This is a genomic window from Nibribacter koreensis (assembly GCF_039541795.1).
In the GTDB taxonomy this organism is placed as follows: domain Bacteria; phylum Bacteroidota; class Bacteroidia; order Cytophagales; family Hymenobacteraceae; genus Nibribacter; species Nibribacter koreensis.
Window position 1 is genome coordinate 396,513 of the sequence record NZ_BAABGX010000003.1, and the last position, 25,204, is coordinate 421,716.

Below are 25,204 nucleotides of genomic sequence, written 5' to 3' on the forward strand. Positions count from 1 at the left end.
ATGTGTAAATAAAAAGGGCGAACCAGTGGTTCGCCCTTTTTGTAAAACAACTACATAAGATTAGTTGAAGATATAGCGTAAGCCAAACTGCATATAGTAAGTTGATTCAATGGCCACCAATGGTCTGTAAGACGTTGACACTGGCAATCCTCTGTCTGTAGCCAAACGGAAGGTTGGTCTAACGGTACCATCTGGTTGCAACGCAGAGGCATTAACAGGCGTCAAGATAGCACGCTGGTTGGTTTGGTACACCAAGCCCCAGTTCTCATTCAAGAAGTTGGCTACGTTGAACACATCCCAGCTAAACTGTAGGGTATTGCGTTTGCCACCCACGTTTACAAAGATGTCTTGCATGATTCTGAAGTCAAACTGGTTTCTCCATGGTAACATGGCACCGTTACGTTCAGCATACTTGCCTTTGTTGGCGTTCAGGTACTCATCCTGCTCAATGAACCGGAAGAACATGTCGCTCTGCTGTTTTGGCGAGTAGGTGATGGCGTTAGCACCAGTACCAACTGTCAAAGGCTCAAAGGTAATCTCTGAGGCATCTCGAGGGATGTAGATCAAGTCAGCGTTGGCACCGTCTCTGTTAAAGTCAGAACCATATACGTAAGAATAACGACCGTCTCTAGAACCAGAGTAGAACAAGGAGATGCTAGTACCAAAGTTGTTCAGGTATTCCTTCCGGAAAGAAAGTGAACCTACAATTCTGTCTGGCACTACGTAGCTAGCATGGCTTAGCTCTGGGCTGTTAGCGCCGTTCACCGTTGGTGTACCGCTCCAGGCAGAACCTGCTTGGTCACCGCTACCGTCATATAGGTTTTTGGCTTCACTTCTGATGTAAGCAAAAGAGGTAGAAAGACCGTTGTCAAACTGCTTGTCTACTTTAGCAGTAACAGACCAGTAGTATCCTCTAGAGGCGTTGTCTAAGACAATAGCCTGGTATTGGCCAGTTCCAGTGGCAGAAGGTAACCCACTAGCCAAAGACACATACTGCTTAGCGTTGTTAGCGCTAGGATAAATGTATCTATTGTCTGGATATCCAGTAACATTTAAAGCTTTAGGCTGTACCAAATTGGCATTTCTGAAAAGGGCAGTGTTCAAGTCTTTGTTATAGATACCTTCTAAGGTACCCACTAGACCAAATGGAAGCTGCGCATCTACTGCTAAGCTGCTCTTCCAGGTCTGTGGCATTTTGAAGTCATTGTCAATGAACGTCATGGTGCTACCTAAAATGGTGCCAGCGGCTGGCTGAGTTGTTGGCCTGTAGGCAGTAGGATCTGGGTTGAAAACACCACCACCATTAGGAAGGTTGGCAATTTCATCAGGATTAGAGTATACAGTTGTGACTTGCAACATGGCGGCATCACTTGCTTGAGATACAATCCAAACAAAAGGAACACGACCCGTGAAGACACCAGATCCACCACGTACCTGCAAGGTACGGTCACCTTTCACATCCCAGTTAAAGCCAGCTCTTGGAGACCAAAGAACAGAGGTTTTAGGCAATGTGGCTGTGCTGAATTTTTCACCACCAAAAGAAAGGTCTCTCACTAGTGGGTGATCAGCCAATTTCTCTGGATACGTTGGCAAATCTAAACGTAAACCTACGGTTAAACGGAAGTTGTCTGTCAAGGTCATCTCATCCTGCGCATAGGCAGAATACTGAGCGAATTTAAAGCTAGGGAACGCTTGCTCATATCCTGGCAACAAAGAGTACGTAAGAGCAATAGCGGCTGGCTTGGCACGTTGGGCTGGGTCTGGATTGGTCTGGCTGTAGAAATCAGCTAGAGAGTTAAAGCGGTAGTAGCTGGTACCATACCGCTGGAAACCGTTTTGAGTTTCTGACCAGTCAGCCTGAACACCAGCGGTTACCGTGTGCTTGCCTGCAAACCAAGTAAAGTTGTCTACCACAGAGTGAGACGTTACGTCTCTTAAGTTACCAAAGGTGAATAGCTCATAGCCAAAAGACGTCCAGGGCGTACCCGCGTTCAAGATGTCCACAAACGGGAACTCAGAGCTCTCAGAGCTACGTGGGTCATTCTGACGTGTGTATGAGTAACGAATGGTGTTGGCAAACTTGCCGCCAAACGTTGAGTTTACCTCAGAAGCCAATGAGTAGAAATTAGCCTCCTGGAAGTAGTTGGCGTTCTTGAAAGCAAGCGCGTTATCATTCTGACGGCCTGCACCGCTAGAGAAGCTGGCAGGAGCAGCAGACGTACCGTTTACCATCACTGGGTCTTTGCTTTCTAACTGGCTGTAACGGATGTTGAAACGATGATTGTCTGTGATGTTCCAGTCCAAACGGGCCAAGAACTTCATGCTTTCGTTTTCAAAGTCATAGCCTTCATAAGGACCGGTCTCATAGCCATAGGTCTCTCTCAGATAATTGCTCAAGGCATCAAGCTCAGCGGCTGTAGGGCGGGCTACGGTTGGGCTACCAAATGGTCTGCTTGGCGTAGCGGCAAATCGTGTCTGGCCTGGTCTTGTCCGCTTCTCTTGCTCTGCGTTGGCAAAGAAGAATAACTTGTTTTTAATGATGGGACCACCCAAACGGAAACCGTATTGCTTGTAGTCCATATCTTGTAGAGTCAACTCCTCTGGACCAACGTTTTTACCTTGCTGATCCTGGTTTCTGAAGTACGTGTACACAGAACCTTTGAACTCATTTGTTCCAGAACGTGTAACCGCGTTGATGGCAGAACCAATGAAACCAGACTGACGGATGTCATAAGGCGTTACGTTCACAGAAATCTCTTCAATAGCGTCCAAAGAGATTGGCTGGGCAGAACCACCTGGCAGGTTGCCACCAATACCAAAGTTGTTGTTAAACTCAGAACCGTCAATGGTTACGTTGTTCTGGCGGTAGTTACCACCACCCACAGACGTACCATTGGCCTGAGGCGTTAAACGGGTAAAGTCGTTGATGGAGCGGTTGATGCTTGGCAAGGTCTGGATCTCCTGGCTGCTAATGTTGGTGATAGAACCACTTCTCTCAGCGTTCAGGACAGACCTTGGGTTGGCAGCCGTTACAACCACCTCTTGTAAGTCTGTGCCAGACTGTGGCAGACGCACGTTCAAAACAAACGGCTCTGACAATCTTAATGTAATGTTTTCTTGTTTTTGTGTCTGGTAGCCAATGTAGGTTACCTCTACAGAATAAGGACCACCCACCCGCATGTTAGGGATGGTGAATTTGCCGTCTACGTTGGTAGAGACGCCATAGCGCGTACCAGTAGGACCATGAATGGCTAACACCGTAGCGCCAGGCAAGCCTTCGCCACTTTGGTCTGAAATTAGTCCCGTCATAGAAGACGTGGTTACGCCCTGCGCCCAACTAAGGTGCATAGGTAAACACATCACCACGATGAGCAACAATCGGGTAAAAAGGTTTTTCATAAAGGGTTTTTTTTGAACAAAAGTAAACTGGGTAATTGAGAAAGGAGATAAGAGTATTGTTAAGATAACATTAAGAATGCTACCAGAACGGGCAAGTGAGGAAGAAGGCAATCTCCAACAGGAAGAGATCATGAGGACGGTCAATAAGATTTTGACAGAACAAAGATAGCCTATGGTTTTATGATTCTACAAGCATATGTTAAATAAAAAAAGCCCTGCTAATTTTAGCAGGGCTTTTTTTATTATAGGCAGAAGTAGGTTACTTAACTACCTCAAACGTTCCGTTAGCTTTTTTCTCAAACAAGGTCTGAACAGACACGTTGGTACCTCTGTACGCTATGTAGGTTACCAGGAATTTCTGGCCAACTTCAGCGTTAGGATATTTCACCTTTAGCAACTCGGCAAGGCCAGCGTTAATCTGGGCGTCTGTCCATAGTCTGGTGTCAGATGGGTTATTGCCTGCCTGGTAGAAGTTCTTGAACTGCTTTAGGTTAGCTCTGTTGGCTTCAGTACCCACGTTGGTAAACCCAGCAATGGTCTCATAGTCAGCAGACACCAGCGTGTATTTAACCGTAAGGTCTGGCTTCCATTTTCCGTTCTCAAAAGAGAAGGTAAGCGTCTTAGGCTCTGTAAAGAAGGTTTTGGTCAATCTAGTCCAGTTGCTACCATCATAGATCATGGCCATGGCCTGCTGCAGGGTAGACGTTGCGCTGTAACGCACGGCGTAGCTTACGTACTTAATGTCGCCAGCCTTGGCGCCAAATACTTTGGCTTTCAAGAAATTGTCAAAGTAAGCAGGTAGCATAGCCTCATCTGCCGTGGCAAACGCATTGTTTCTGTTTCTGTCTACTTTTAGGTAGTCAGCCTCTGTTACCAGATAAGCCTCTTCCCAGCGTCCGTTGGTGTAAAAGTAAGAGAAGGTTCTAACCTGCGTAGTAGGCAATTGGTTATTGCTAAACCAGTTGAACGTCAAGTTTACCAGTCTTCCTTGCAACGGGGTGTACCTGGCGTTCAAGAAGGTCTCAATCTGTGACCATCTGTCAAAGTTTTTGAAGTTGGTACCGCCTAGAGCATAGTCCTCATCTGTAAGGGTATAGGTCTCACGCTCGGTTACTGTGTTGCCTTTAAACTCTTTGGTCAAAGAGTTATAGGTAACCGTAATCTCATCCTTGTTGTCAAAGTTAGGATACGCCGCGTTCAAATAAAGCGGAATCAAAGCGCCGGCCTCTTCCTCAGACGCGAAGTAGAAGTTGGTGTTCACATACCCTGGTACGCCTGCCTTGCCTTGCAGAGACTTGTAGTTAGCCTCTGTTAATGTGATGTTCAGTTTTCTTACCGCAGATGGGTCAAAGGCCTTTGGCTGAGCGTCCAGTTCCTCATACGTGTCCTCCATTGGATCACAAGCCGTAGCCGTCATCAATAGAGCACAAAACAGATAAAATATCTTTTTCATTGTCATCTAATTAGAAGTTAATTCTCAAAGTAGTAGTCCAAGATCTGCCTGTACCAAAGTAAACCCAAGAGTTGTTGGCGTTACTTACAAACGGTTCGTCTCTGTTAGCCTGCGTGTAGTTGGCCAAAGCGTCAGAGATGTATTCTGTGTCAAACACATTGTTTACATTTCCAATAACAGAAGCGTTCAATCCGGCAAACTTAAATTTAAACACGGCGCTTAAATCAAGCAAAGAGTAGTTAGGAACCTCCCAAGGACGATTTCCTCTGTTGGCAGGTAAGTTAATAGGGTTGAAGTCTGAGTGGAAGTTGGCGTAGTAGTTATAGTCTGCACCTACTTTGAAATCATCTGTCAGGTTAAAGTTCAAACCTAAGGCGGCAGTGGTCTGCGGAGCATCCCCCACTTTCAAGCCAGCCATGGTCACGGGGCCCACGGTACCTACTCTGGTTTGGTTTTGGTCAAACACTTCAACTTGGTCAATGTCGTTCAACCAGGTCCAGTCACCCACAGACAGCATACCTGTTAAAGTTACTCTGTTGATAGGCTCGTATCTAAAGTCAACTTCAACTCCTTGGTGCAAAGCGTCAACTCCTAACAAGTTAGCATAGACCGGCGTGTTGTCCTGACCTGGCAATGATCTGGTGAAAGATCTGTCTTTCCAGGTGGTTCTGTACAAGTTTACGTTACCAGACAGGTTTCTGCTTCTAAAACCGTAGCCTAACTCATAGCTCAAAATCTTTTCATTCTCAGCGTTCACGTTAGGGATGTTCTGGTTGTTCAAGAATACGGCGTTAAAGAAAGGTGCCTTCTCAAAGTAACCCAGGTTGGCAAACACGTTGTGGTTGTCATTGATGTTGTAGTTGGCACCACCTTTGGCCTGGTAACCAAAGAAGTTTACTTTATCGCTTTCACGCAAAGGATCATCTTCTTTGTATCTGAAGTAGTCAATTCTCTGGTAGCTGGTGTTAGACGCGGCTAAGGAAACAAAGGCGGCCAATGGACCAACTTTGTACTCGCCTTGCAAGAAACCACCTGCCCAGCCTACTAGGCCGTCATTGTAGAAACCAATCTTGTCGCCGTTCTTAGCTCTAAAGTTAGGGTTGTTCACGTTACCGCTGTTCAACACATACTCAGCACCCAATAGGTTTCTCACAGAGTTGAAGTGAATACCTTTGTAGTATCTCAAGTCAACACCAGCCAATAGGTCAAAGTTTTCAGTAAGCGCTTTTTGATACGTGCTCAAAGCACCATACCATCTGTGGTCATTGCGGTTAGATTGCAAGTATCCTACTGCGTTACCGTCTGGTGAGGTCACGTTCTGGTCTACAATCTTGTCAATGTCTACTGGAGAGTATTTGTCACCGGTTCTGGTGCTCAGGAACAAGTTAGCGTTGTTAGGAAACTCGTTTCCGCCAGAACCAGAAGAAGCGTAAAGGGCAGTTGACAGTGAAGAAGTACCGTCAATGGTCCAGTAGTGGTTCAAAGAAACCTGTGGCTTATGGTAGAAGTTACCGCTAATGGTTTTGTCTTTACCGTTCATCACACCCCAGTTAGGGTTGAATCTGATGCCTTGCGGCGCGTCTCTGTAATATTGAATGTTGGCACGCTCAAATCTTGAACCGTGGTACTGCGGTGCACCAAAACCAGTCAATGAAAGGGTGTGCTTCTCATTAAGTACTTTAGATACGTTGAAGAAGTAGCTGTACGCCTCAAACGCAAGACCTTCAAACCAGCCGTCACCTTCTGTCTTAGAAGCAGCCACTGAGAACGCCCATCCTTTTTCTGACAAGCCAGAAGAAAGAGAGAAAGCCGTCTTAGAGAAGTTGTTGTTACCAATGGCCTGAGAGATGAAACCGCCTCTCTGCGCATCTGTAGATTTAGTTAAGATGTTGATGGTACCGCCCACAGAAGGCACGGCCACTTTAGAGGCACCCAAACCTCTTTGCGTCTGCATAGAGCGGGTTACGTCTGTCAAACCAGCCCAGTTAGACCAGAAAACTCTACCGCTTTCCATGTCATTTACCGGAATACCGTTGATCATCACGGCAATGTTGGCGCTCTGGAAACCACGCATGTTAATGCGGGAGTCACCGTACCCTCCACCAGTACCTCTGGTGGCGTATACGCCTGGCGTTGACTTCAACAACTCAGGGAATTCCTGCTGGCTGGCTTTCTCTACAATCACCTCGCTGGTGATGGTAGACATGGCTACCGGCGTCTCTCTCTCAATGGCGTAGCTGGTACCAGTTACCACTACCTCATTGATGCTGCTTTCAGCGGCCTTTAATTTAATGGTACCGGCGTTGTTGCCAGAGATAGCAATCTCCTGCTGCAAATACCCAATGTAATTTACCACCAAGGTCACGTTCTCAGCAGTTGTTTTCAAGCTGAACGTACCGTCTACCTCTGTAGTCACACCATCACTGCTTCCTTTCACAGACACAGAGGCGCCAGGCAATGACTCCTGCGTGGCGGCATCCACCACCTTGCCTCTAATGGTCCTTTGCGCAAAAGCGGTCGTGAAAACCAGCAGCAGTAAAGGGATAACGCACAAAATTCTTTGTAACTTAATCTTCATAAAGGGTTTTTTTTGAACAAAAAGATAAATTGGTAATTGAAAAAGCGGGTAAGGCTATAGATAGGTTAACACAGGACGCGTTAACGGAACTTCTTGAGGAACAAGAAAAAAATCTCCAATAGGAAGAGATCATGAGGTTGGTCAGTCTGTTGACAATACAAAGATAACTACTTATTTACTTTCTACACCAACCAATTTTTCAACATAAGCGCAAGAAAATGTAGCTCTTACACAATCTGGCTTAAACAGAAGCTGCGTGGGCCTGTTCATGGCGGGCTCTAGTATATACTCTTGTTAGAATTATTATAAATAATACAAAAAAAGCCATCTTTATAAAAGATGGCTTTTGTCATTATAAGAACTAAAGTCTTAGATGTTGGGCCTTACCGCTTTAATGAAATTTCTCTTGTAATAGGGGGCAAAGAGGTTGTCTTCCTTTACGCCCAGAGACGTGGAGGAATGGATAAAGTAAATCTCATTGTCATTGCGTACCTCGGTGACAATGCCGGCGTGGGTAATGTTGCTGGGGCTCTGCGTAGAGCTGAAGAACACCAGGTCGCCGGCGCGCAGGTCATGGGTAGAAACCGTAGGACCAAATTGACTCTGCTCACTAGAGGTGCGGGGCAGTTTTACGCCAATGGATTGGAACGAGGTGCACAACAGGCCAGAGCAGTCCATGCCTACCCGGGTGGTGCCGCCAAACTTATAAGGAGTGCCTCTATAAGAACGGGCCGTGCTGATGACCGTTTCCACTTTTCTGCTGCTATAGGCGGCGTCTTTGCCGCTTCTGCTGTTTCTGGCGGGTTTGGTTTTAATTTTGACTAACCCATCCGTCTTCTCTGTTTTGGAGAATAATCCAGATTTTTTGGCTAGACGGCGCTGTTGCCGTTCCATTTTTTTGAGTTCGGCAATCTCCTGGGCAGACTTGTACGCCTCGTCTGGCTTGCTGAACGTAGAATAAGAAGACTTGCCGCAGGAGGCCACTAAAAATAGAAGCCCTAGCAGAAGTAGCGTTGAGTATTTATTTAACATTGTTCAAAGCTTTACCTTAGCAAAAGTTTCAAGTGGAACGTTAAAGTTAGCCTATTCAGTCTTTCTATAAAATGAATTTTAACCCAGTCACCCCAGAAATTTTGGCGGCCCTGCAGCAGATAGTAGGAGAAGCCTTTGTGCTCACGTCTGCCATGCAAGAAGAGGTAAAGCGTTACGCCCATGATGAGACCGAGGACCTGCACTTCTACCCAGAGGTGGTGGTGAAGCCGGTTAACGCGCAGGAGGTGAGTAAGATAGCCAAGCTGTGTCATGACAATTATATTCCTTTGACTCCCCGCGGCGCAGGCACTGGTCTGAGCGGAGGCGCCTTGCCTATACACGGCGGAGTAGTGCTCTCCATGGAGCGGTTCAACAAGATTATAAATATTGATGAGCGCAACCTGCAGGCCACGGTAGAGCCAGGCGTAGTAAATGAAGAATTCCAGAACGCCGTCAAGGCCAAAGGACTTTTCTACCCGCCAGACCCGGCCAGCAAAGGCAGCTGCTTCTTGGGTGGTAACCTGAGCATGTCCTCGGGCGGGCCCAAAGCGGTCAAATATGGTGTGACCCGTGATTATGTCCTTAACATAGAAATGGTTTTGCCTACCGGCGAAATCATCTGGACCGGTGCCAACGTCTTGAAATATTCCACGGGTTATAACCTCACGCACCTCATGATTGGCAGCGAGGGCACTTTGGGCATCATCACCAAGATCGTGTTCAAACTCATTCCGTTTCCGCCTAAGAACGTGGTCATGCTGGTGCCGTTCAGGTCTTCAGAAGAGGCCTGCGCGGCGGTGGCCCAGATTTTCATGGCGGGCATCACCCCTTCAGGTCTGGAGTTCATGGAGCGCGAAGCCCTGCAATGGTCCTCAGACTATCTCAAAATTGACGTGCCCCTGCCCGAAGACATTGAAGCCCACCTCATCATTGAACTGGACGGCTGGGACCTGGATTTGCTTTACCAGGATGCAGAGCGCGTGTACGGCGTGCTGGAGCAGTTCAACACCGGTGAAGTCTTGCTAGCCGACACCGAAGCCCAGAAAGAAGACATCTGGCGCCTACGCCGCAACGTGGGCAACGCCGTGCGATACAACTCCATTTACAAAGAAGAAGACACCGTAGTGCCCCGTGCCGAACTGCCTGCTTTGCTCAAAGGGGTAAAGGAGATTGGGCAGCGCTATAACTTTAAGTCTGTCTGCTACGGCCACGCCGGCGATGGCAACCTGCACATCAACATCATCAAAGGCGACATGTCTGACGATGACTGGAACAACAAGCTCACCGAGGGCATCAAGGAACTGTTCAGGCTGTGCGTGGCCTTGGGCGGTACCATCTCTGGGGAGCACGGCATTGGCCTGGTGCAGAAACCGTACATGCACATTGCCCTGCAAGAAAAGCAGTTTGAGCTCATGCGCGGCATCAAGAAAACCTTTGACCCGCATGGCATTCTCAATCCCGGTAAAATCTTTGAGATGGCCTAAGCATTAGATGATTTAAGGAAAGGCGGAGTTGGCCTGAGTAAAGGGCCAGCTCCGCTTTTTTGTAAGTCAGAATTTTCTTTTTTGGCCTGTTTTCTGGGAATTAGGCCAAAAACGACTAAACTGAATGCTGGCTTTTCTTAAGCGAATTACACAAGCAGAAAGGAGTTTCCTCTATGCTTAAAAAGACGCTTTACTTGTAAAGTTTTTCATTGAAGGAAATAGCAACCGCGGGCAAGAACATCTAGCTTGTCGTTTTTGGGCTGTTTTCCGGAAAATAGCCTAAAAACGGCGGTCTAGTCCCAAGCCAAACGTAAAGTTATTTCGGAAGGTGGACGGTAGATATTCCTGATGATCCAGTCCCATTCTGATAGTGACCAGCAGGAGAGGGGTCAGCTTCTTTTGAGCGTCTAAGCGTATTTTGTTAGACCGCAGAGTAGAAGAGGGCAGTAGGGAGAGGTCTTTGTTGCGGTCATCTGGGGAGAAGCCTGAGCCCAGCGTCAAAGACAAAAACTCCGCGCCCTCCCCGTAATAATACCTGGCGGTGAAGAAGTATGACCGGGAAATCTCCTGCCCTGTAGGCGAGAAATAAGGCTGAAACGAAAACCAGAAATTGCCCCAGTACTTGCTCAAAGACCCGGTATAGATGAATGTGTTCTGCTCATAGCGCAAGTATCGCAGACCCGCCTCAGCCTCAAAGCCACGCCATAGTTTCCGGTAGACAGAGACCCCAGACCTGAATTTGGGAAAGAAACTGGCCGAAGAGCCGCCCGCATTCAAATACAGGTACCAGTTGTCATTCAGTTTAGGGTAGAAATCTGCCTCCAGCATGGTGCCCGTCTGCTCATAGCGGTTGGCTACGTAGGCCCGGCCCATCAGGCTTCCACGCTTCAGGTGCCTGGTGTAGGTCAAGGAGAGGGTATGCCAGTTGTCCAAGGACTTGCTGAAGGCATCCAATTCATACAGCACATAGAGGCTATTCTTGGCCAGCTCTTCTTGTAAGGCAGCGACCAATGCCAATCCCTGTTCATGCGCAGGATTTACAGCTAAAAGCTCACTTAACGTAGCTTTGGCTTCTGATGGGCGCTTGAGCAGGTGCAGGGCCTTGGCTTTTTTGTAAAGCAGTTCCTGGTGCTGAGGATGTGTGCGTAAGCCTTCTTGGGTTAGGTATAAGATTTGGTTTGGGTGGTTGCTCCAAAGTGCTACATCAACTAGGGCGGTGATTGCCTCTAAATTGATGGCGTCTGTTTTGGTGAGTGGGTTCAGCACCAGTCTAGCCGAGTCATAGTGGCCGTTCCAGGCATGGATTCGGCCTAAGAGAACTTGGGCGTCCTGGTATGCTGGCGCTTGCTTTATAAGTTGTCTGAGCAGGGTTTTGGCTTGGTCATGATTGCCGGCAAACGCTAAGGTTTGGGCCTCTTTGAACACGGAGTCGGGGTCTATCTTGCCTTGGGCCTGCGCTGGTACCTGCAGCCAGATGAGGGCCAGTAGCAGAGTGAGGGTAGCCAGGGTTTTGCCGTAACACCTGTATTCTAAGAACTTGAAGAAGTAAGTGAGCCTCATAAAGAAAGCCTGCCGCACAGTCAATTGTTTGTCAAACACCCAGGGGAGATGCGGGTAAAGATAAACAGGATTTAGCGGGCCTTCCCCTAATTACGATGAATGGCGCAGTTGGCTCGGTGAAGGGAGCCTGTTTCGTTTTTGGCCTGTTTCCCAGAAAACAGGCCAAAAACGACTATTCTGCGCCTTTTAAAAATTCCACTGCCCTTCTTTCTGAGTAATAGGTACCGGCCAGGAAGTTTTCAGTGAAGCCCACGTGGCCGCCCGTGGCGGGCATCTCTAGGTAGAGATGTGGGTTTTCCTGGGCCTGTTCCACGGGAAAACACTCCTGAGACAGAAACGGGTCGTTCTTGGCGTTCACCAGCAGTGTGGGTATTTGCAGGTGCTGCAGGTGCAGGGCAGAACTGCAGCGCTGGTAATAGTCTGCGGCATCTTTAAACCCGTGCAGAGGTGCGGTAAAGCGGTTGTCAAACTGCTCAAAGGTTTTAATCTGGTGGTAGTTGCTTAAGTCTACCGTAAAACTCTGCGCTTTCAACAAAAGCTTTTGGTGCAGGGTGTTGAGGAAGCGCTGCATGTAGATGCGGTTCTGAGGCTTGGCCAGCTGGTCACAGGCACTGCTCATGTGGCATGGCACAGAAAACACCGCCGCCCGCTTTACTTGTGGGTGTATTTTGTCTGCCCACTGAGATAAGTAATTTAACGTGAGGTTGCCGCCCATGGAAAAGCCCACCAAAAACACCGTGCTGTAGTTTTTCTTGGCCAGCGCATGGGCAATGACCAGGTGCAGATCTTCCATCACGCCCATATGATATGACCTGAGCAACCGGTTGGGCTCCCCGCTGCAGCTTCTGTAGTTCCAAGCCAGGGCGTCCCAGCCGGCCTTGTTCATGGCGCGCACCATGCCCTTCATGTATGGACGATGCGTGTCGCCTTCCAGGCCATGTGACACCACTACCAGCGTCTCTGATTCTGCGCAGGACCAGTCCAGGTCCAGAAAGTCTTCGTCTGGCGTGTCAATGCGCTCCCGCGTGTAGGTCACGGCAGGTGCTTTGCGCAAGGTGCTGGGCAGAATAGTCTGCAGATGCCCGTTAAATAAGAAAAAAGGCGCGCGGTAAGAACTGGACGGTACTAAGGGCATGCAAGTCGTTTTAGGGCTATTTTCTGGAAAATAGGCTGAAAGTGAACTATGCAAAAATAACCATTTTTATAGAATTCTTCAAAAGAAGCGCCTGAGCGTGTAGCGTAATTGTACTTTTTACGTTTAACCAGATTATAGGCTCATTCACCGAGGGCTTTGCCCTGCACGGCCAATTATCCTGAGGTATCAGTTGACCTTAGGTATTTTTACAGTATCATTTTAACAATCACTGCTATGCACAACCGGTGGGAAAGAAAACAAGAACCCAAATCTCTTTGCAGAAACTCTGGCAATGTACCCAAGGGTGAACAGGGCGGGCCAGGATTTCTGCCGGTTGAGGATTTTAAAAATGCCGCCATTAGTAGACTAAGTGCTTTAAAGGCAGAGTATCTGCAACAACTAGAATCTGGCACAGGCCCTGCTTCAAAATAATTTGCAGAGCCACCGCCATCCCATAAAGCAGAAGGGCTACCCCAATTGGGGTAGCCCTTCTGCTTTATGGTGTTTTTGCATTCTTAATTCAGCATAATGCGTCTACTAGACGTGCCTTGGCTGGTGCGTACCTGCAAGAAGTAAACGCCGGCTGGCAAATGGCGCAGGTCTACATTCAATGCGTTGCCTTTTACCGGCTCCTTGACGGCATGCACCATCTTGCCAATGGCATTCACCACCTGTACACTCTGCACCTTCAACACCGTTGGCACCTTGAGGGTTACCAAGCCTTTAGAAGGGTTAGGATATACCTGCAGCTGCTGCTCCAACTCTTTAGGAAGGCCGGTGGTGGTAAGGGCGTTGCCATACAAGGTCACGTCATCAATGTTCAGGTACTCTTTGTCTGAGTTGGTTTTCAAGAGCACTTTCACCTGTACTGAGGTGGCCCCGTCAGGGATTTGCACCAGCAGGCGGGACGGGGCGGCTTCTTTGGCAATGGTAGGCAGCGCAGATCCCGTAAAGGTTTTCACTAAAGGCGTGCCAGCCACGGTTTGCAATAGAAGCGTGCCGTCCATGCCGTAACGCGCGTTGTTGTCGTTGGCGTCTCCGGTGATTTTGATGTCTGGGGTAGAAGAGAACGTGCCTCCGTTGATGGTGGTGTACACTTCCAAATAGTCACCCGCCTCAATGCCGTTGCCCGTGGTGGTAGACACCGAGCTGTTGAACAGTTCAAGCACCAGGTCTTTGTAACCAGTGGTAGCAACCGGTTTAAAGATGACTTCTTGTAAGGTAGTGGTAGCCTGCAGGGACTTAAGGCCGCCATGCACGCGCTGTCCGTTAGGCGTGCCCGTGTTCACCTCTGAACTGCTGAAACCAGAAAGAACTTCCCAGCCGTCAGTGGCCGTGGCTTCAAACGTCTGCCGAGCCAGAACCCCGGTAGGCAGGGTGCCGCCAGCGCCAGGGGCTGTCTTTACCACCAAACTGATTGGAGCAGTAGCATACTGCCAGCCGTTGGAGCAGCTTTCAAAGACGGCTAGATGGTACTCTGTGTCAGCTTTTAAGCCAGAAATAGAAACCTGCGTTCCGTTGGCTGCATACACTAAACGGGAGCCGTCTGCCTGGGCAGTGGCCAAACTGTAATTGCTATTTGCACCTGTATAGGTTACTCCAGCCTGCGGAGTAAAGGTGCCTGCCTGCGCTTCTCTCAAAAACACCAGACGGCCGTCACCGTTGCCGGCGGTCATGTTCAAGGTAAAGCCAGTGGTGGTAAGGCTAGTAGTTGCCAGGCCAGTTGCATTCTGGGTTGGGACGCCTGCGCAGGAATAGCCGGGCAGTGTTACTTGTGCAGCTGGCGCCGGGGCAGTGCTGTACGTATTGTCAGAACTACAGTATTCAAAAATCTGGACGTGGTAGGTCTTGGTGGCGCTTAGTCCGTTGACAGTCACAGAGTTGCCTGTGTTGTTATAGACAATCTTCTGGCCGTTGCCTTGATCAGTTGCCAGTGAGAAGTCTGCGTTTACGCCGGTTGTGTAGGCACCTGATGGGGCAAAGTTCACCGCTGAGGCTTCTCTTACCACCACCAATCGGCGGTCGCCGCTACCCTTGGTCCAGGAAAGCTTAAAGGAGGTGGGGGCAGCTTCTGTGATTAAAGGCTGGCTGGCAGCGGTGGTAGGGGTACAGGCCACTGTCGCGAAACCGTAGGCGCGGGCTACCAACTCTGGGTAGTCAATGTACGGGTTGCGGTTACCCTGGGCTCTCTGTACGCGCGCATTGCGCTCCAGCTCACGGGCGTCGGCGGGATCTTGTAAGTGCCAGTTGTAAAGCGTTTGCATGTCTGCCACGGCGCTTACCGTGTTCTTGCCAGCGTCAAAGGATTGTCCCTCATGCATGGTGTAAAAATAGAAAACCGCGCGGGCCAAGTTTCCTTTATGGTCCTCACGCGGTTCAAACTGGGTGCCCGTGTCTTCACTGTACTCGTCAATGTTAGAGGTAGGGATAGAAGTCTGTGATGATAATAGTCTAATCCATTTCTGGGTCTGCGCATCTGGTATCTCAGCAAACGGGTCGCTGCCGCGGTCGCTGTTCCACTGCACCACGGTTGGGAACAGATGGTGAATGTCGGTTCTCATGCGCTCAACCTCGTTAAACCAGGACTGTGGAACCGTATGCTCACAATTGAGGGCGGTTAAGGAAGGAGAGGTGTTGGTTTCACTGTAGGTGTTGCTTTCCTGGTAGCCAGAATAGACGCAGGTGACCTTGTTGTTGTAGTTGTCTACGTAGTTGTACATTTTGCCACGCGCAGTGCTGTAGTCCAGGACTACGCGCTTGCCGTCATACCAGTTCTGGCGGAGCCAGGTCTTCAATTCGGCGCCAGAAAGGTTGGACGGCGGGGCGGTTTGGGCAATGGCAGCAGTGAGGCCAGACCAACTCACCAATACTACTAGCAGGAGAGGGCGTAAGAATGTTCTCATGTAATAAGGTTAAGGAAGGAAACGCAAAGGTACCAGAAACTCCCTGAAGCAGAGCGCTTCTGGTGTTAATTTTGTGTGATGAAGGCAAGCGGGTCAATGACAGACTTCTCATTCAGCCACAAAAGGGCCTCCTGCTCCTCTGTGAAGAACTGAACGTCTAAGGGCTTCATGGTCTGGGCCACTTTGATGAGTTGCTCAATAGACATGTGATTGTCCAGGTACTGGGACGGGATGAGCGCCAGCTTTTGGATAGGCAGGCTCAGGAAAGCCTCTAGCCACTCAGTAAACAGCCAGGACTCATCCTGTGACTCAATCTCCTGCATCTCCTCTAAGTGGAGATACCACTTGTACAACTTATGTTCCTGGGTTTTGTCAAGCAGCGTCTGGGCTATCTGCTGGAATTCTCTGCTGTATACCACTCCGCACCATTTGGCGGTGAGCAGGTTGTCTTCTTGCCTCCAACTCAAGGTAGCATGAGCGGTAGTAAACTGTGACATGTTACTATATTCTGTTGTCTTTTAAGTAGATGCAAAAATAGTATAAATTATTTTCTGTATTGCTAATGTAGCTGATAATTAATTGTTTATGTAAATTTAAATAGGATTATATTTATTTATTCTTAGTATTATTTAGTATATGCAAACTGCATGACGGAGTTCAGTTTAAAGAGTCTTATGCTAGCCATGCAAGCAGTGATAAAAGAAAGGATTTCTTCTTGGTCAGCACAGAAGAATAGCTTTTAGACAAGTACAGAAACGCGCATAGCACAGGGGTGCTATTACAAGAATGGCGAATGACCTACAAACTTAGCCGTCCTGTTTTTATGCCACTTGTAACTATTGCGTAATAAACGGGGTTAAGAAGGCCCTATCACATCAATGATTCATGGAGAATACATTTGGAATACCCATCCTGCCTGACAACGAAGAAGAGAGGCTGGCCAAGCTGCGCAGTTACCATCTACTGGACACGCACAAAGAGTTTGGGCCTTTTAAACACATAGCCAGTATGGCGGCACGCATGTTCAACGTGCCCATTGCGCTGGTAAACTTAGTAGACAGTAATTCTGTGCATACGCTGGCCAGTGCCGGGATAGAGCTTGCCGAGCCTGTACCCAGAGGCACAAGCCTTTGTTCTCTGGCGGTACTACGTGAAGATGTAACGGTGTTTGAAAACGCCTTGCAAGAACCCTGTCTGTTGGCCAATCCTATGGTGACCGGCGAGTTTGGACTTAGGTTCTATGCCGCCGCCCCTTTGACCACCTCAGATGGTTTTAACATTGGTGCCTTGTGCTTAGTAGATCAGGAACCACGGGTATTTACAGAGGCAGAGCAACGAATATTAGAGAACCTGGCTGCTATTATCATGGAAGACGTGCAGAAAGGATAACCTACCGTCTTTGCCAGACCCGCGGATGGCTATCAGTATTCATTCTCTTATAAACTTCCTTCAGTTGTTTACATAGAGGTAGACAACTTGTGCCCCTTTGCTTGGCGCGCCAAAGAAAAGGGCCCTATCCTCTATTTCCTGACGCTGCTTACCTTGTTCTGCAGGTCCTTTATTTGCTTTTTTGGTTACTATCTTTATATATTAACTAACTAAAGTTAAACTTAGGCTGTAAGCATTCCTCATGACAGAGAAAGTAATCGCTGACCATACCTTGATGCATGGTTCTATTTTTGTGTTACTAAAAAGATTTGTAGAGGGTACGCATGACTATAGTACATGGGTAGGCCTGCTGGAAAAAGCGGGAGTGGAGACGCCCTCTTACCAGATGCAGGAGATGTATCCTACAGATGACTTGTTTGCTATTGTCCTGCAGGCGTCAGAGTTGATGGATGTCTCAGTGTATGACCTGATGGAGCAATTTGGGGAGTTCATGGTGCCGGACCTGTTAATGGTTTATAAAAAGTACATTGACCCAGATTGGCGCACCTACCAGATGCTTTTGAATACAGAAGAGGCTATGCATGGGGCCGTCAGGAGAGAAGACCCCAGAACCACACCTCCCATTCTGGTTGTCACTAAACAAGAGCACAATAGACTGATAGTGGACTATTATTCCAAGCGCCGCATGTCTGGCGTAGCAGTAGGCATTATAAGAGGAATTGCCCGCTACTATGGAGAAAGTGACTTGGTGAAAGTGACCAGGCTGTCTAAACCCGATGACGAGCGGGTACAGATTCTGGTTGACTTTGACTTTTCAAAACCTCAATGATTAGTAGGTCTCCACTTCTTTTTTATTTCTATTTTTGAGGTCCTTGCCATTTTCTGCCAGGGCTCTTTCCTTACCTGCTCATGAACCTCTTGCCAAATAGTCCTATACAGATGCATTACAGTCCGGCTACGGATATTTTGCATGTCAAGTACCCAGATGTAGACTCGGTTTTGCTTCCTATCATCAAAGAAAGCCTTGCTGCCATGGTGCAGGCCATTATCAATTATGACGTGAAGCGGTTATTGTTAGACGCCAGTAAAACGGTCATAAAATCTTCAATAGAAGAAAACAGGTCCTTAACCCTTGAACTGGCTAGTCATCTCTCCAAAACCAGACTTCAAAAGGTGGCAAGAATCCAGCCGGTTGACCCTGTGCGGGAAAAGCAGGCACAGGCAAACATCAATCACATCCAGGAGAAGGGACTGTTGTCTTACCAACTAGGTACCTTTGCCACAGAGCAAGAGGCAATGGAGTGGCTACTGGCGTAATGGGGCTTTTTAACTGAGCAGATTTACCAAGTTGCCGCTTTACCTCAGTTCTGGAAGTACTTATTTCCTTATACTGCACTTGCAGGCGTTAGGAGGGAGGACTGCTTTTTAAGCAAGTAGAAAGGCAAACCAGAACACGCTTGGCTAAAGAGGGCAAAGATATGGGTCTTGCTGACTCAGCAATAAAACAAAAAAGCCCTTCAGATTTCTCTAAAGGGCTTTCATTGCATAACTGGTGGTCGCGAAGGGAGTCGAACCCCTAACCTTCTGATTCGTAGTCAGATGCTCTATCCAGTTGAGCTACGTGACCAGTTATTTAGTGATGCAAAGGTAGTAGGTTGCCCCTTTATACGCAAGTTCTGCCCAAAGATTTTCTGTAAAATTCTGCCATTAATTTAATTAAGACTGTAAATCAAGTGGTTTGGGGTTCACCTTCCTGCAAGACTACAAGTCTATCTCTTCTTGGCCAAGGCCTTTTTAATGGCGCGGTTGAGCAATACATAAATACCTCCCAGAGAAATCACTACCAACGCGCCCATCAAGAGTTTGCCACTAGTGCCCGCGTTGGGGTCTTGCAGCAAGGTTAGCAAATCCTGCGCCTGCGTGCCTACCCAGAAGAAAAACAACGTGCGCGGCAACATTCCTGCCATGCTGGCCAACAAAAACCTAGTACGGGGCACCTGCACCAAGGACAACACAAAGGTCATGAACGCGAAGGGTAGCACCGGCGAAATTCTCGTCAAGATGATCAGGCTCCAACTCTGGTCCCGTAGTTCATTGATGACACCCTCGGCTTTGGGGAACTGGTGCAGAAAAGCCGTCATCTTGCCATGGTCAATGAGGCGGGCCACCGTGTAGCCAATCAAGGCCGCTATGCCATACGACACCACCACTCCCGGAAACGACACCCAGCCAAACAAAAAGCCCGTGGCCAGCGCTACAAAAGTAGTGGGCGTGAGCGCGAAGGCCATGGTCAGGGAGACTACCACAAAGTACAGCACCATACCGCCCAAGGAGAGATTCTGTAAGAATTCCTGGTTTCTATACAGCCAGAAGGCCAGGCCAGAGCTGGCTACCACGGGTACCACTACCAGCAAGGCAGAGTACAGAAGCGTTCCAGAATTTTGTTGCAGCAGTTTTTTCCACATAGGCGTCTAGGGCCCCGAATATCGGGTAATTTACCAGAACTACGGCAAAAACGACGCAATGGCTGAATATGCGGTGGTTGGCAACTTGCAGGCAATTTCTCTAACTTGCACCCATACTACCGTATAAGACTCTATGAAATTCGGAACCAAAACCATACACGCAGGGGTAGAGCCAGATCCTACCACCGGCGCCATCATGACCCCTATTTACCAGACCTCTACCTACGTGCAGCGCTCACCCGGCGACCACAAAGGCTACGAGTACTCGCGTACGCACAACCCCACCCGCACGGCATTGCAATACGCCCTGGCAGCGCTGGAGAACGGTAACCATGGCCTGTGCTTCGCGTCTGGCATGGCCGCCACCGACTGCATCATTAAACTGTTAAAGCCTGGCGATGAGGTCATCTCTACCAATGACCTGTACGGCGGCACCTACCGCATCTTCACCAAGGTGTATCAGACCTACGGCATCAAGTTCACCTTCGTGTCCATGGCAGACATCAACAGCATTGAACAGCACATCACGGAGAACACCAAGATGATCTGGGTAGAGACGCCCACCAACCCGCTCTTGAACATCATTGACATCAAAGGTGCCGCCGCCATCAGCAAGAAGCACAATCTTACGCTGGTAGTGGACAACACCTTCTCAACACCATATCTGCAAACCCCGCTTGATTTGGGCGCTGATATTGTGATGCACTCTTTGACTAAATACATGGCCGGTCACTCAGACGTGGTGATGGGAGCTATTGTAGTGAAGGACGATGCCCTGGCTGAACAACTGGCTTTCTTCCAGAATGCCTGCGGCGGAACCCCCGGTCCACAAGACTGCTTCCTGGTATTGCGCGGCCTCAAGACCCTGCACATACGCATGCAACGCCACTGTGAAAATGGGAAAGCCGTAGCCGAATACCTGAAGCAGCACCCTAAAGTAGAAAAGGTCTTCTGGCCAGGCTTTGAGAGCCACCCCAACCACCAGATCGCCCGTGACCAGATGCGCGACTTCGGGGGGATGATTTCCTTTGTCTTGAAAGGCGACAAGCAGGAAGACGCCATCCAGGTACTGGAGAAACTGAAGTACTTTGCCTTAGCCGAGTCTCTGGGTGGTGTAGAATCGCTTTGCGGTCACCCGGCCACCATGACGCACGCCAGCATTCCGCAGGTAGAGCGCTTAAAAGGCGGTCTGTCAGATTCACTTATCCGTTTGAGCGTGGGCATTGAAGACGTAGAAGACCTCATCGCAGATCTAGAGCAGGCCATCGGCTAAGTTTAGAAGCTTATATTTTTTGGAAGTCCCCGTTGGTGCAGAACCGGCGGGGATTTTCGTTTGTAGCCTATTTTCAACAAAACAGCCCAAAAACGAATTGCATTGAGATGGTGCCTGCCCCGTAGAGGCGTTATACATAACGCCGTGTTTCTACGAAGTGCCAGCTTGGCAAACTATGCAAAACCAATCTCCAAGGCTCAAAAAATAGTGCTGACGTAGATTGGTTTAGCAGTTGGCTCCATACAGTTTCATGGAGCCACGGCGTTATGTATAACGCCGCTACGGAGCTAAGTACAGTATCCTCGTTTTTGACCTGATTTTCAGAAACCAGGCCAAAAACGAATTACATAATATAGAAGGTGGATAACCTTCCAAAATGCTACTTCGTTTTAAGAATAGTAGCTGAAAAGGCTTTTCTGTCTTTTTAGAATTCAATCATACCCTAGAACATCCACTCAAATTGGAAAGGAGCATGAACCATGGTGTTAGCCAACTGCCGTGCCCAGTTCACCGCCACGGACTTTGATTTTATAGCCCGCATCTTGTCCAAGCAGGGTGCCAGACATGTAAGCCTCATAGAACTGCTCAGTGACCCAGACTGCCGCGATGAGATGCTGGACCATGCCGCCCTGCCCAAGGCCCTGCTCACGCAAGTAGGCCAGGTAAGCGTGTCCCAGCAATTGTATTTCTATGTACTGGCCCGCACCGTCTTGCGCCGCCAGAACATTGAGGACCGTGACTTGGCAGATTATATTGCCTCCTTGCTCTGGCAGTTCTCCACCACCCAGCGCATGCACTCGATTCATGAGAAACTGCCTCACCGGTTCAAGTACATAATAGACATGCTGGAGGCGTTGACCAATGCCAGTGCCGCCGAAGCTTTTTTGATACGGGTGCACATTGGCAACTATGCGCTGTTTCTATCTGGTATGTTTCAAGCCTGGATTGAGCGCCGCCAGCAACGCGGGGCACCAGACCAGTCCTTTTATGAGGAGGTGGGTAGAAGCAGTTTCAGGCTGGCTGCCACGCACAAACTAGCTTATGAACTGGAACTAGCCGAGGTCTACAGCCAACTGGCCCAAGGCTTCCGGAATGCCCGCCTGGCCTTGAATGAACTGGCCCAAACCGTCTGGAAACCTAACCAAGCACCGCCCTTCGCTTTGTAGAATTAATATGCCGTTTTTAGCCTGTTTTCTGGAAAATACCACAAAAACGACGGTTACTCCAGTGCGAAGGCTACGTGGCAAGTGCTCCTGAATTTTAACAGTTCAGGCGTGACTTTAAAGCCGCTTCCGCCAAAGCCTTTGCCATACAGCTCTACGTCTATGTCCTGGTCAGCTGAGTAGTTGCCGTTGCCACTGTCCAAGGTGCGGTAGTTGGCCATTTCTATAACCGGTCCTCGGGTGGTTTTGGTAACCGAGCACAGATGGTCGGCGGCCTTCACGGCATCTGATAACGCTAGGGCATTGGCTTCTCTTCTCAGGCTGTCTGCCTTGGTATGCGTGTAGCTGATGCTCTGGATGCGGTTGATCTTGGTGGCCAGCAATTCTTCCATGAAGGCTTCCAGCCGTTTAAGGTCAGTGATTTTAATGGTGATGGACTGGGAAGAGTTGAAGCCCGTAAATTGGTTTTTGCCGTTGACGTAGACATAATCCTTGTTGGCCGAGATGCTACTGATGCGCACATCTTCTGTTGAGGTAGTGTATTTTTTGGAGAGCGCCAATACGCTGTTGGTAACCGCCTGCACCTCTTGCACCGCATCCTTCATACGGTCTTTGGTGAAAGAGGCTTCTACCGAAATTTCAGCCACGTCTGGATAGGTGGTCACACTTCCGTACCCCAGCACCTTCACCTGATTGGAGTGGGTGGTTTTAGGCTCACAGGAACCCAAAAGAAGGAGCGAGCCAAAGAGAGTGACTATTCCAGAGGCTTTAAAACGGGGGAGCAAGGAGGAAAACTTCATAGGGTGAACAGGGCTTTAGAGCAGAGGGATGGATTTTTAACTAAAGATAATAGGCTCACGGATATTTGAAAGCGTTACCACTTGTCGTTTTTGGCCTGATTTCTGGAAAACAGGCCAAAAACGGGAATACTCTTTGTTGTAAAGCAAGCGTTTGTGGGCACGGTCAAAAAAAAACGCCAGCTATGGTAGCTGGCGTTTTTTAGTTGTTTTCGGAAAAGTAAACCAAAAACGACTTCCACATGAAGGTCTTACATAGAGGCTGAGGTCAAGGTAAACGGCAGCGTCTGCACGTCTCTGGAGTTGCCGCCTACCATAATTTTAAAGTCGCCGGGCTCAGCGCCAAACGTCATGTCCTGACGCCAGAAAGAAAGGTCCGTTGTATTAAGAGTGAACGTCACGGTTTTCTTTTCGCCGGGGGCAAAGGCCAGCTTCTGGAATTTCTTAAGCTGTTTAACGGGTCTGGCGGTGCTGCCTACCAAATCCTGAATGTAGAGTTGTACCACTTCTTCGCCGGCGTACTTGCCCGTGTTGGTAACCTCTACCGTCAAGACCAGGTTCTCATTGCCGGCAATGCTGCTTTTGTTGAGTTTAGGCTGGCCGTAGGCAAAGGTGGTGTAGCTCAAGCCGTAGCCAAACGGATACAGGGCATCATTGGGCACATCGCGGTAGCGGGAGCGGTACACGCGCTCACTGCCCGGCTCTGAATGGTTGCCTTCATACATGCGGCCCGTGTTCTTGATGTTATAATACAGCGGCAATTGGCCCACATGGCGCGGGAAAGACAGTGGCAGTTTACCTGCCGGGTTGTACTCACCAAACAGAACGCTGGCCACGGCATTGCCGGCTTCTGAGCCTAAGGACCAGGTAGCCATGATGGTAGGAATGTTCTGATCCAGCCAGGACAGTTCCAGAGCGCGGCCACTGCTTACCAAGGCTACAATAGGCTTGCCGGTCTTGTGGATTTCCTTTACCAGGTCCAACTGTACGCCTGGCAGGCCAATGTCTGCTCTAGAGGCGCCTTCACCGTTCATCACGGCGCTTTCGCCAATGGCCATAATCACCACGTCGGCGTTGCGGGCCACGGCTACGGCCGCTGCGAATTTGTCAGTGGAGTTGGTATACAGGTCACAGCCCTCGGCAAAGGTTACCTCAGCGCCTTTGGCGTATTTCTTGATGCCTTCTAAGAAGCTTACCGGGTGTTGCTCCTCCCCGAAGAAAGACCAGGTGCCGTTCATATCGGCTTTGTTGTTGCCTAGTGGTCCAATGACGGCAATCTTTTTGGTGGCGGCCGTCAAAGGCAGAATATTACCCTGGTTTTTTAACAAGACCATAGACTTGCGGGCCATGTCAAACGCGGCGGCCAGGTTTTCTTTGGAGCGTATCTCTTTCTTTTCGCGCTTTGTGTCTGAGTACAGGTACGGGTTGTCAAACAAGCCTAGTTTAAACTTGAGCCACAGCACCCGGCGCACCGACTCGTCCAGAATCTTCTGATCCAGCTTGCCGCTGCGCACCAGTTCCGGAACGAATTTCAAGTAGGCTTCGCCCATCATGTCTACGTCTGTGCCGGCTCTCAAGGCCTGTTCTGCGGCTTGGGCGTGGTCTTTGGAATAACCGTGGTTGACCATCTCAGTGATGTTCTGCCAGTCTGAGATGACCGCGCCCTTAAAGCCCCATTCTTTCCGGAGAATCTGGTCCATGGTGAACATGTTGCCTGTGGCAGGCACGCCGTTCAACTCATTAAACGCCGACATTAAGGTGGCAGAACCAGCGTCCAGAGCAGCTTTGAAAGGTGGTAAATAAACGTCTCTCAACACGTACTCAGACATGTCTGTGGTGTTGTAATCGCGACCACCCTCGGCGGCTCCGTAGGCTACAAAGTGCTTCACGCAAGCGGCCATGGTGCGCGGGTCCGCCAGGTCTTTACCTTGGAAACCTCTCACGCGGGCGGCGGCAATCAGTGAACCCAGGTACGGGTCCTCGCCGGCTCCTTCGGCGGTGCGTCCCCAGCGTGAGTCGCGGGAAATATCCACCATGGGCGCGAAGGTCAGGTTGATGCCCCCGGCGGTAGACTCAATGGCCGCTACCTTAGAACCATTTTCAATGGCGGCTAAGTCCCAGCTGGCAGACTCGCCTAAGGGAATAGGGAACACAGTCTTAAAGCCATGGATGATGTCAGCGCCAATCAACAGCGGAATGCCCAGGCGCGACTCTTTGACGGCCAGGCGCTGCAGTTTGCCAATGTACTCGGCGCCGTGAATGTTGAAGATGCCCGTGATCTCGCCTTTCTTGATGGCGGCATTGAACTTGTCTGACTGTGACGTGCGCACGGTAGGGCCGGTGTTAAAAAGGTCGCCTACCACAAAATTGAGCTGGCCTACTTTCTCTTCCAGAGTCATTTTGGCCAGCAGGTCTTCAATGCGCTTGTCAATAGGCGATTTCTGGGGGGCTGGCGTGAAGGAGGTAAAGGATATTATGGAAAGGAGGAGGACTAGGCAGGTTGCGGAAAATCTTTTCATGAGGATAAAATTTGGTCTGAAGAAGATTGTAGAATCCCTGTTCTCTAGCTTTTG

At 49.2% G+C, this 25,204-nt stretch carries 17 protein-coding genes and 1 tRNA gene; 6 read left to right on the plus strand and 12 right to left on the minus strand.

The annotated features are described in order from the left end of the window. Window positions 1-60: 60 nt before the first annotated feature. The 4 genes from ABD880_RS17075 to ABD880_RS17090 form a co-directional block, all read right to left on the minus strand. Window positions 61-3,399, minus strand: a complete 3,339-nt coding sequence (locus tag ABD880_RS17075; RefSeq protein WP_345168821.1) for a TonB-dependent receptor — start codon at window positions 3,397-3,399, stop codon at window positions 61-63. 259 nt (window positions 3,400-3,658) lie between these two features. After that, window positions 3,659-4,852, minus strand: a complete 1,194-nt coding sequence (locus tag ABD880_RS17080; protein WP_345168824.1) for a hypothetical protein — start codon at window positions 4,850-4,852, stop codon at window positions 3,659-3,661. Between the two features lie 10 nt (window positions 4,853-4,862). After that, window positions 4,863-7,430: a TonB-dependent receptor gene (locus tag ABD880_RS17085; RefSeq protein ID WP_345168827.1), complete on the minus strand. Its 2,568-nt coding sequence runs from the start codon at window positions 7,428-7,430 to the stop codon at window positions 4,863-4,865. Between the two features lie 369 nt (window positions 7,431-7,799). Then, window positions 7,800-8,462, minus strand: a complete 663-nt coding sequence (locus ABD880_RS17090; RefSeq protein ID WP_345168829.1) for a C40 family peptidase — start codon at window positions 8,460-8,462, stop codon at window positions 7,800-7,802. Between the two features lie 71 nt (window positions 8,463-8,533). Between ABD880_RS17090 and ABD880_RS17095 the strand changes: the two genes are divergently transcribed. Further along, window positions 8,534-9,946, plus strand: a complete 1,413-nt coding sequence (locus ABD880_RS17095) for an FAD-binding oxidoreductase (RefSeq protein ID WP_345168832.1) — start codon at window positions 8,534-8,536, stop codon at window positions 9,944-9,946. Window positions 9,947-10,225: 279 nt separating this feature from the next. Here ABD880_RS17095 and ABD880_RS17100 read toward each other — a convergent pair whose 3' ends face one another. The 4 genes from ABD880_RS17100 to ABD880_RS17115 all read right to left on the minus strand — a co-directional run bounded on the left by ABD880_RS17100 (window position 10,226) and on the right by ABD880_RS17115 (window position 16,041). Beyond that, window positions 10,226-11,506, minus strand: coding sequence for a YaiO family outer membrane beta-barrel protein (locus ABD880_RS17100; RefSeq protein WP_345168834.1), 1,281 nt, complete (start codon window positions 11,504-11,506; stop codon window positions 10,226-10,228). A 172-nt stretch (window positions 11,507-11,678) separates the two neighbouring features. Beyond that, window positions 11,679-12,641: a YheT family hydrolase gene (locus ABD880_RS17105; RefSeq protein WP_345168836.1), complete on the minus strand. Its 963-nt coding sequence runs from the start codon at window positions 12,639-12,641 to the stop codon at window positions 11,679-11,681. Window positions 12,642-13,156: 515 nt separating this feature from the next. After that, the gene (locus ABD880_RS17110) at window positions 13,157-15,544 is read right to left on the minus strand and encodes an endonuclease (RefSeq protein WP_345168838.1); all 2,388 of its coding nucleotides are present in this window, start codon (window positions 15,542-15,544) and stop codon (window positions 13,157-13,159) included. Between the two features lie 65 nt (window positions 15,545-15,609). Then, window positions 15,610-16,041: an STAS/SEC14 domain-containing protein gene (locus tag ABD880_RS17115; protein WP_345168841.1), complete on the minus strand. Its 432-nt coding sequence runs from the start codon at window positions 16,039-16,041 to the stop codon at window positions 15,610-15,612. A 388-nt stretch (window positions 16,042-16,429) separates the two neighbouring features. Here ABD880_RS17115 and ABD880_RS17120 point away from each other — a divergent pair, with 388 nt between their 5' ends. The 3 genes from ABD880_RS17120 to ABD880_RS17130 all read left to right on the plus strand — a co-directional run bounded on the left by ABD880_RS17120 (window position 16,430) and on the right by ABD880_RS17130 (window position 18,250). Next, window positions 16,430-16,933 (plus strand): GAF domain-containing protein, encoded by a 504-nt coding sequence (locus tag ABD880_RS17120; protein WP_345168844.1) that lies wholly within the window; start codon window positions 16,430-16,432, stop codon window positions 16,931-16,933. A gap of 241 nt (window positions 16,934-17,174) precedes the next feature. Next, window positions 17,175-17,762, plus strand: a complete 588-nt coding sequence (locus ABD880_RS17125; protein ID WP_345168847.1) for a heme NO-binding domain-containing protein — start codon at window positions 17,175-17,177, stop codon at window positions 17,760-17,762. Window positions 17,763-17,872: 110 nt separating this feature from the next. Beyond that, entirely contained in the window at window positions 17,873-18,250 is a 378-nt protein-coding gene (locus tag ABD880_RS17130) for a hypothetical protein (RefSeq protein ID WP_345168849.1), read from the plus strand. Window positions 18,251-18,483: 233 nt separating this feature from the next. Here the strand turns inward: ABD880_RS17130 and ABD880_RS17135 are convergent. Next, window positions 18,484-18,560, minus strand: a tRNA-Arg gene (locus ABD880_RS17135). Between the two features lie 142 nt (window positions 18,561-18,702). Next, the gene (locus tag ABD880_RS17140) at window positions 18,703-19,398 is read right to left on the minus strand and encodes a TVP38/TMEM64 family protein (protein ID WP_345168852.1); all 696 of its coding nucleotides are present in this window, start codon (window positions 19,396-19,398) and stop codon (window positions 18,703-18,705) included. 133 nt (window positions 19,399-19,531) lie between these two features. Here ABD880_RS17140 and ABD880_RS17145 point away from each other — a divergent pair, with 133 nt between their 5' ends. After that, window positions 19,532-20,671, plus strand: coding sequence for a cystathionine gamma-synthase (locus ABD880_RS17145; RefSeq protein WP_345168854.1), 1,140 nt, complete (start codon window positions 19,532-19,534; stop codon window positions 20,669-20,671). Between the two features lie 479 nt (window positions 20,672-21,150). After that, window positions 21,151-21,837 (plus strand): hypothetical protein, encoded by a 687-nt coding sequence (locus ABD880_RS17150; protein WP_345168857.1) that lies wholly within the window; start codon window positions 21,151-21,153, stop codon window positions 21,835-21,837. Window positions 21,838-21,890: 53 nt separating this feature from the next. Here ABD880_RS17150 and ABD880_RS17155 read toward each other — a convergent pair whose 3' ends face one another. Next, the gene (locus ABD880_RS17155) at window positions 21,891-22,634 is read right to left on the minus strand and encodes an SIMPL domain-containing protein (protein WP_345168861.1); all 744 of its coding nucleotides are present in this window, start codon (window positions 22,632-22,634) and stop codon (window positions 21,891-21,893) included. 248 nt (window positions 22,635-22,882) lie between these two features. Then, entirely contained in the window at window positions 22,883-25,150 is a 2,268-nt protein-coding gene (gene bglX, locus ABD880_RS17160) for a beta-glucosidase BglX (RefSeq protein WP_345168867.1), read from the minus strand. Window positions 25,151-25,204: the final 54 nt, after the last annotated feature.

Excerpts from the sequence above, each read along its gene's own strand:
- ABD880_RS17075 (WP_345168821.1), bottom strand. The coding sequence starts at position 3,399 with ATGAAAAACCTTTTTACCCGATTGTTGCTCATCGTGGTGATGTGTTTA.
- ABD880_RS17080 (WP_345168824.1), bottom strand. The coding sequence starts at position 4,852 with ATGAAAAAGATATTTTATCTGTTTTGTGCTCTATTGATGACGGCTACG.
- ABD880_RS17085 (WP_345168827.1), bottom strand. The coding sequence starts at position 7,430 with ATGAAGATTAAGTTACAAAGAATTTTGTGCGTTATCCCTTTACTGCTG.
- ABD880_RS17090 (WP_345168829.1), bottom strand. The coding sequence starts at position 8,462 with ATGTTAAATAAATACTCAACGCTACTTCTGCTAGGGCTTCTATTTTTA.
- ABD880_RS17095 (WP_345168832.1), top strand. The coding sequence starts at position 8,534 with ATGAATTTTAACCCAGTCACCCCAGAAATTTTGGCGGCCCTGCAGCAG.
- ABD880_RS17100 (WP_345168834.1), bottom strand. The coding sequence starts at position 11,506 with ATGAGGCTCACTTACTTCTTCAAGTTCTTAGAATACAGGTGTTACGGC.
- ABD880_RS17105 (WP_345168836.1), bottom strand. The coding sequence starts at position 12,641 with ATGCCCTTAGTACCGTCCAGTTCTTACCGCGCGCCTTTTTTCTTATTT.
- ABD880_RS17110 (WP_345168838.1), bottom strand. The coding sequence starts at position 15,544 with ATGAGAACATTCTTACGCCCTCTCCTGCTAGTAGTATTGGTGAGTTGG.
- ABD880_RS17115 (WP_345168841.1), bottom strand. The coding sequence starts at position 16,041 with ATGTCACAGTTTACTACCGCTCATGCTACCTTGAGTTGGAGGCAAGAA.
- ABD880_RS17120 (WP_345168844.1), top strand. The coding sequence starts at position 16,430 with ATGGAGAATACATTTGGAATACCCATCCTGCCTGACAACGAAGAAGAG.
- ABD880_RS17125 (WP_345168847.1), top strand. The coding sequence starts at position 17,175 with ATGACAGAGAAAGTAATCGCTGACCATACCTTGATGCATGGTTCTATT.
- ABD880_RS17130 (WP_345168849.1), top strand. The coding sequence starts at position 17,873 with ATGCATTACAGTCCGGCTACGGATATTTTGCATGTCAAGTACCCAGAT.
- ABD880_RS17140 (WP_345168852.1), bottom strand. The coding sequence starts at position 19,398 with ATGTGGAAAAAACTGCTGCAACAAAATTCTGGAACGCTTCTGTACTCT.
- ABD880_RS17145 (WP_345168854.1), top strand. The coding sequence starts at position 19,532 with ATGAAATTCGGAACCAAAACCATACACGCAGGGGTAGAGCCAGATCCT.
- ABD880_RS17150 (WP_345168857.1), top strand. The coding sequence starts at position 21,151 with ATGGTGTTAGCCAACTGCCGTGCCCAGTTCACCGCCACGGACTTTGAT.
- ABD880_RS17155 (WP_345168861.1), bottom strand. The coding sequence starts at position 22,634 with ATGAAGTTTTCCTCCTTGCTCCCCCGTTTTAAAGCCTCTGGAATAGTC.
- bglX (WP_345168867.1), bottom strand. The coding sequence starts at position 25,150 with ATGAAAAGATTTTCCGCAACCTGCCTAGTCCTCCTCCTTTCCATAATA.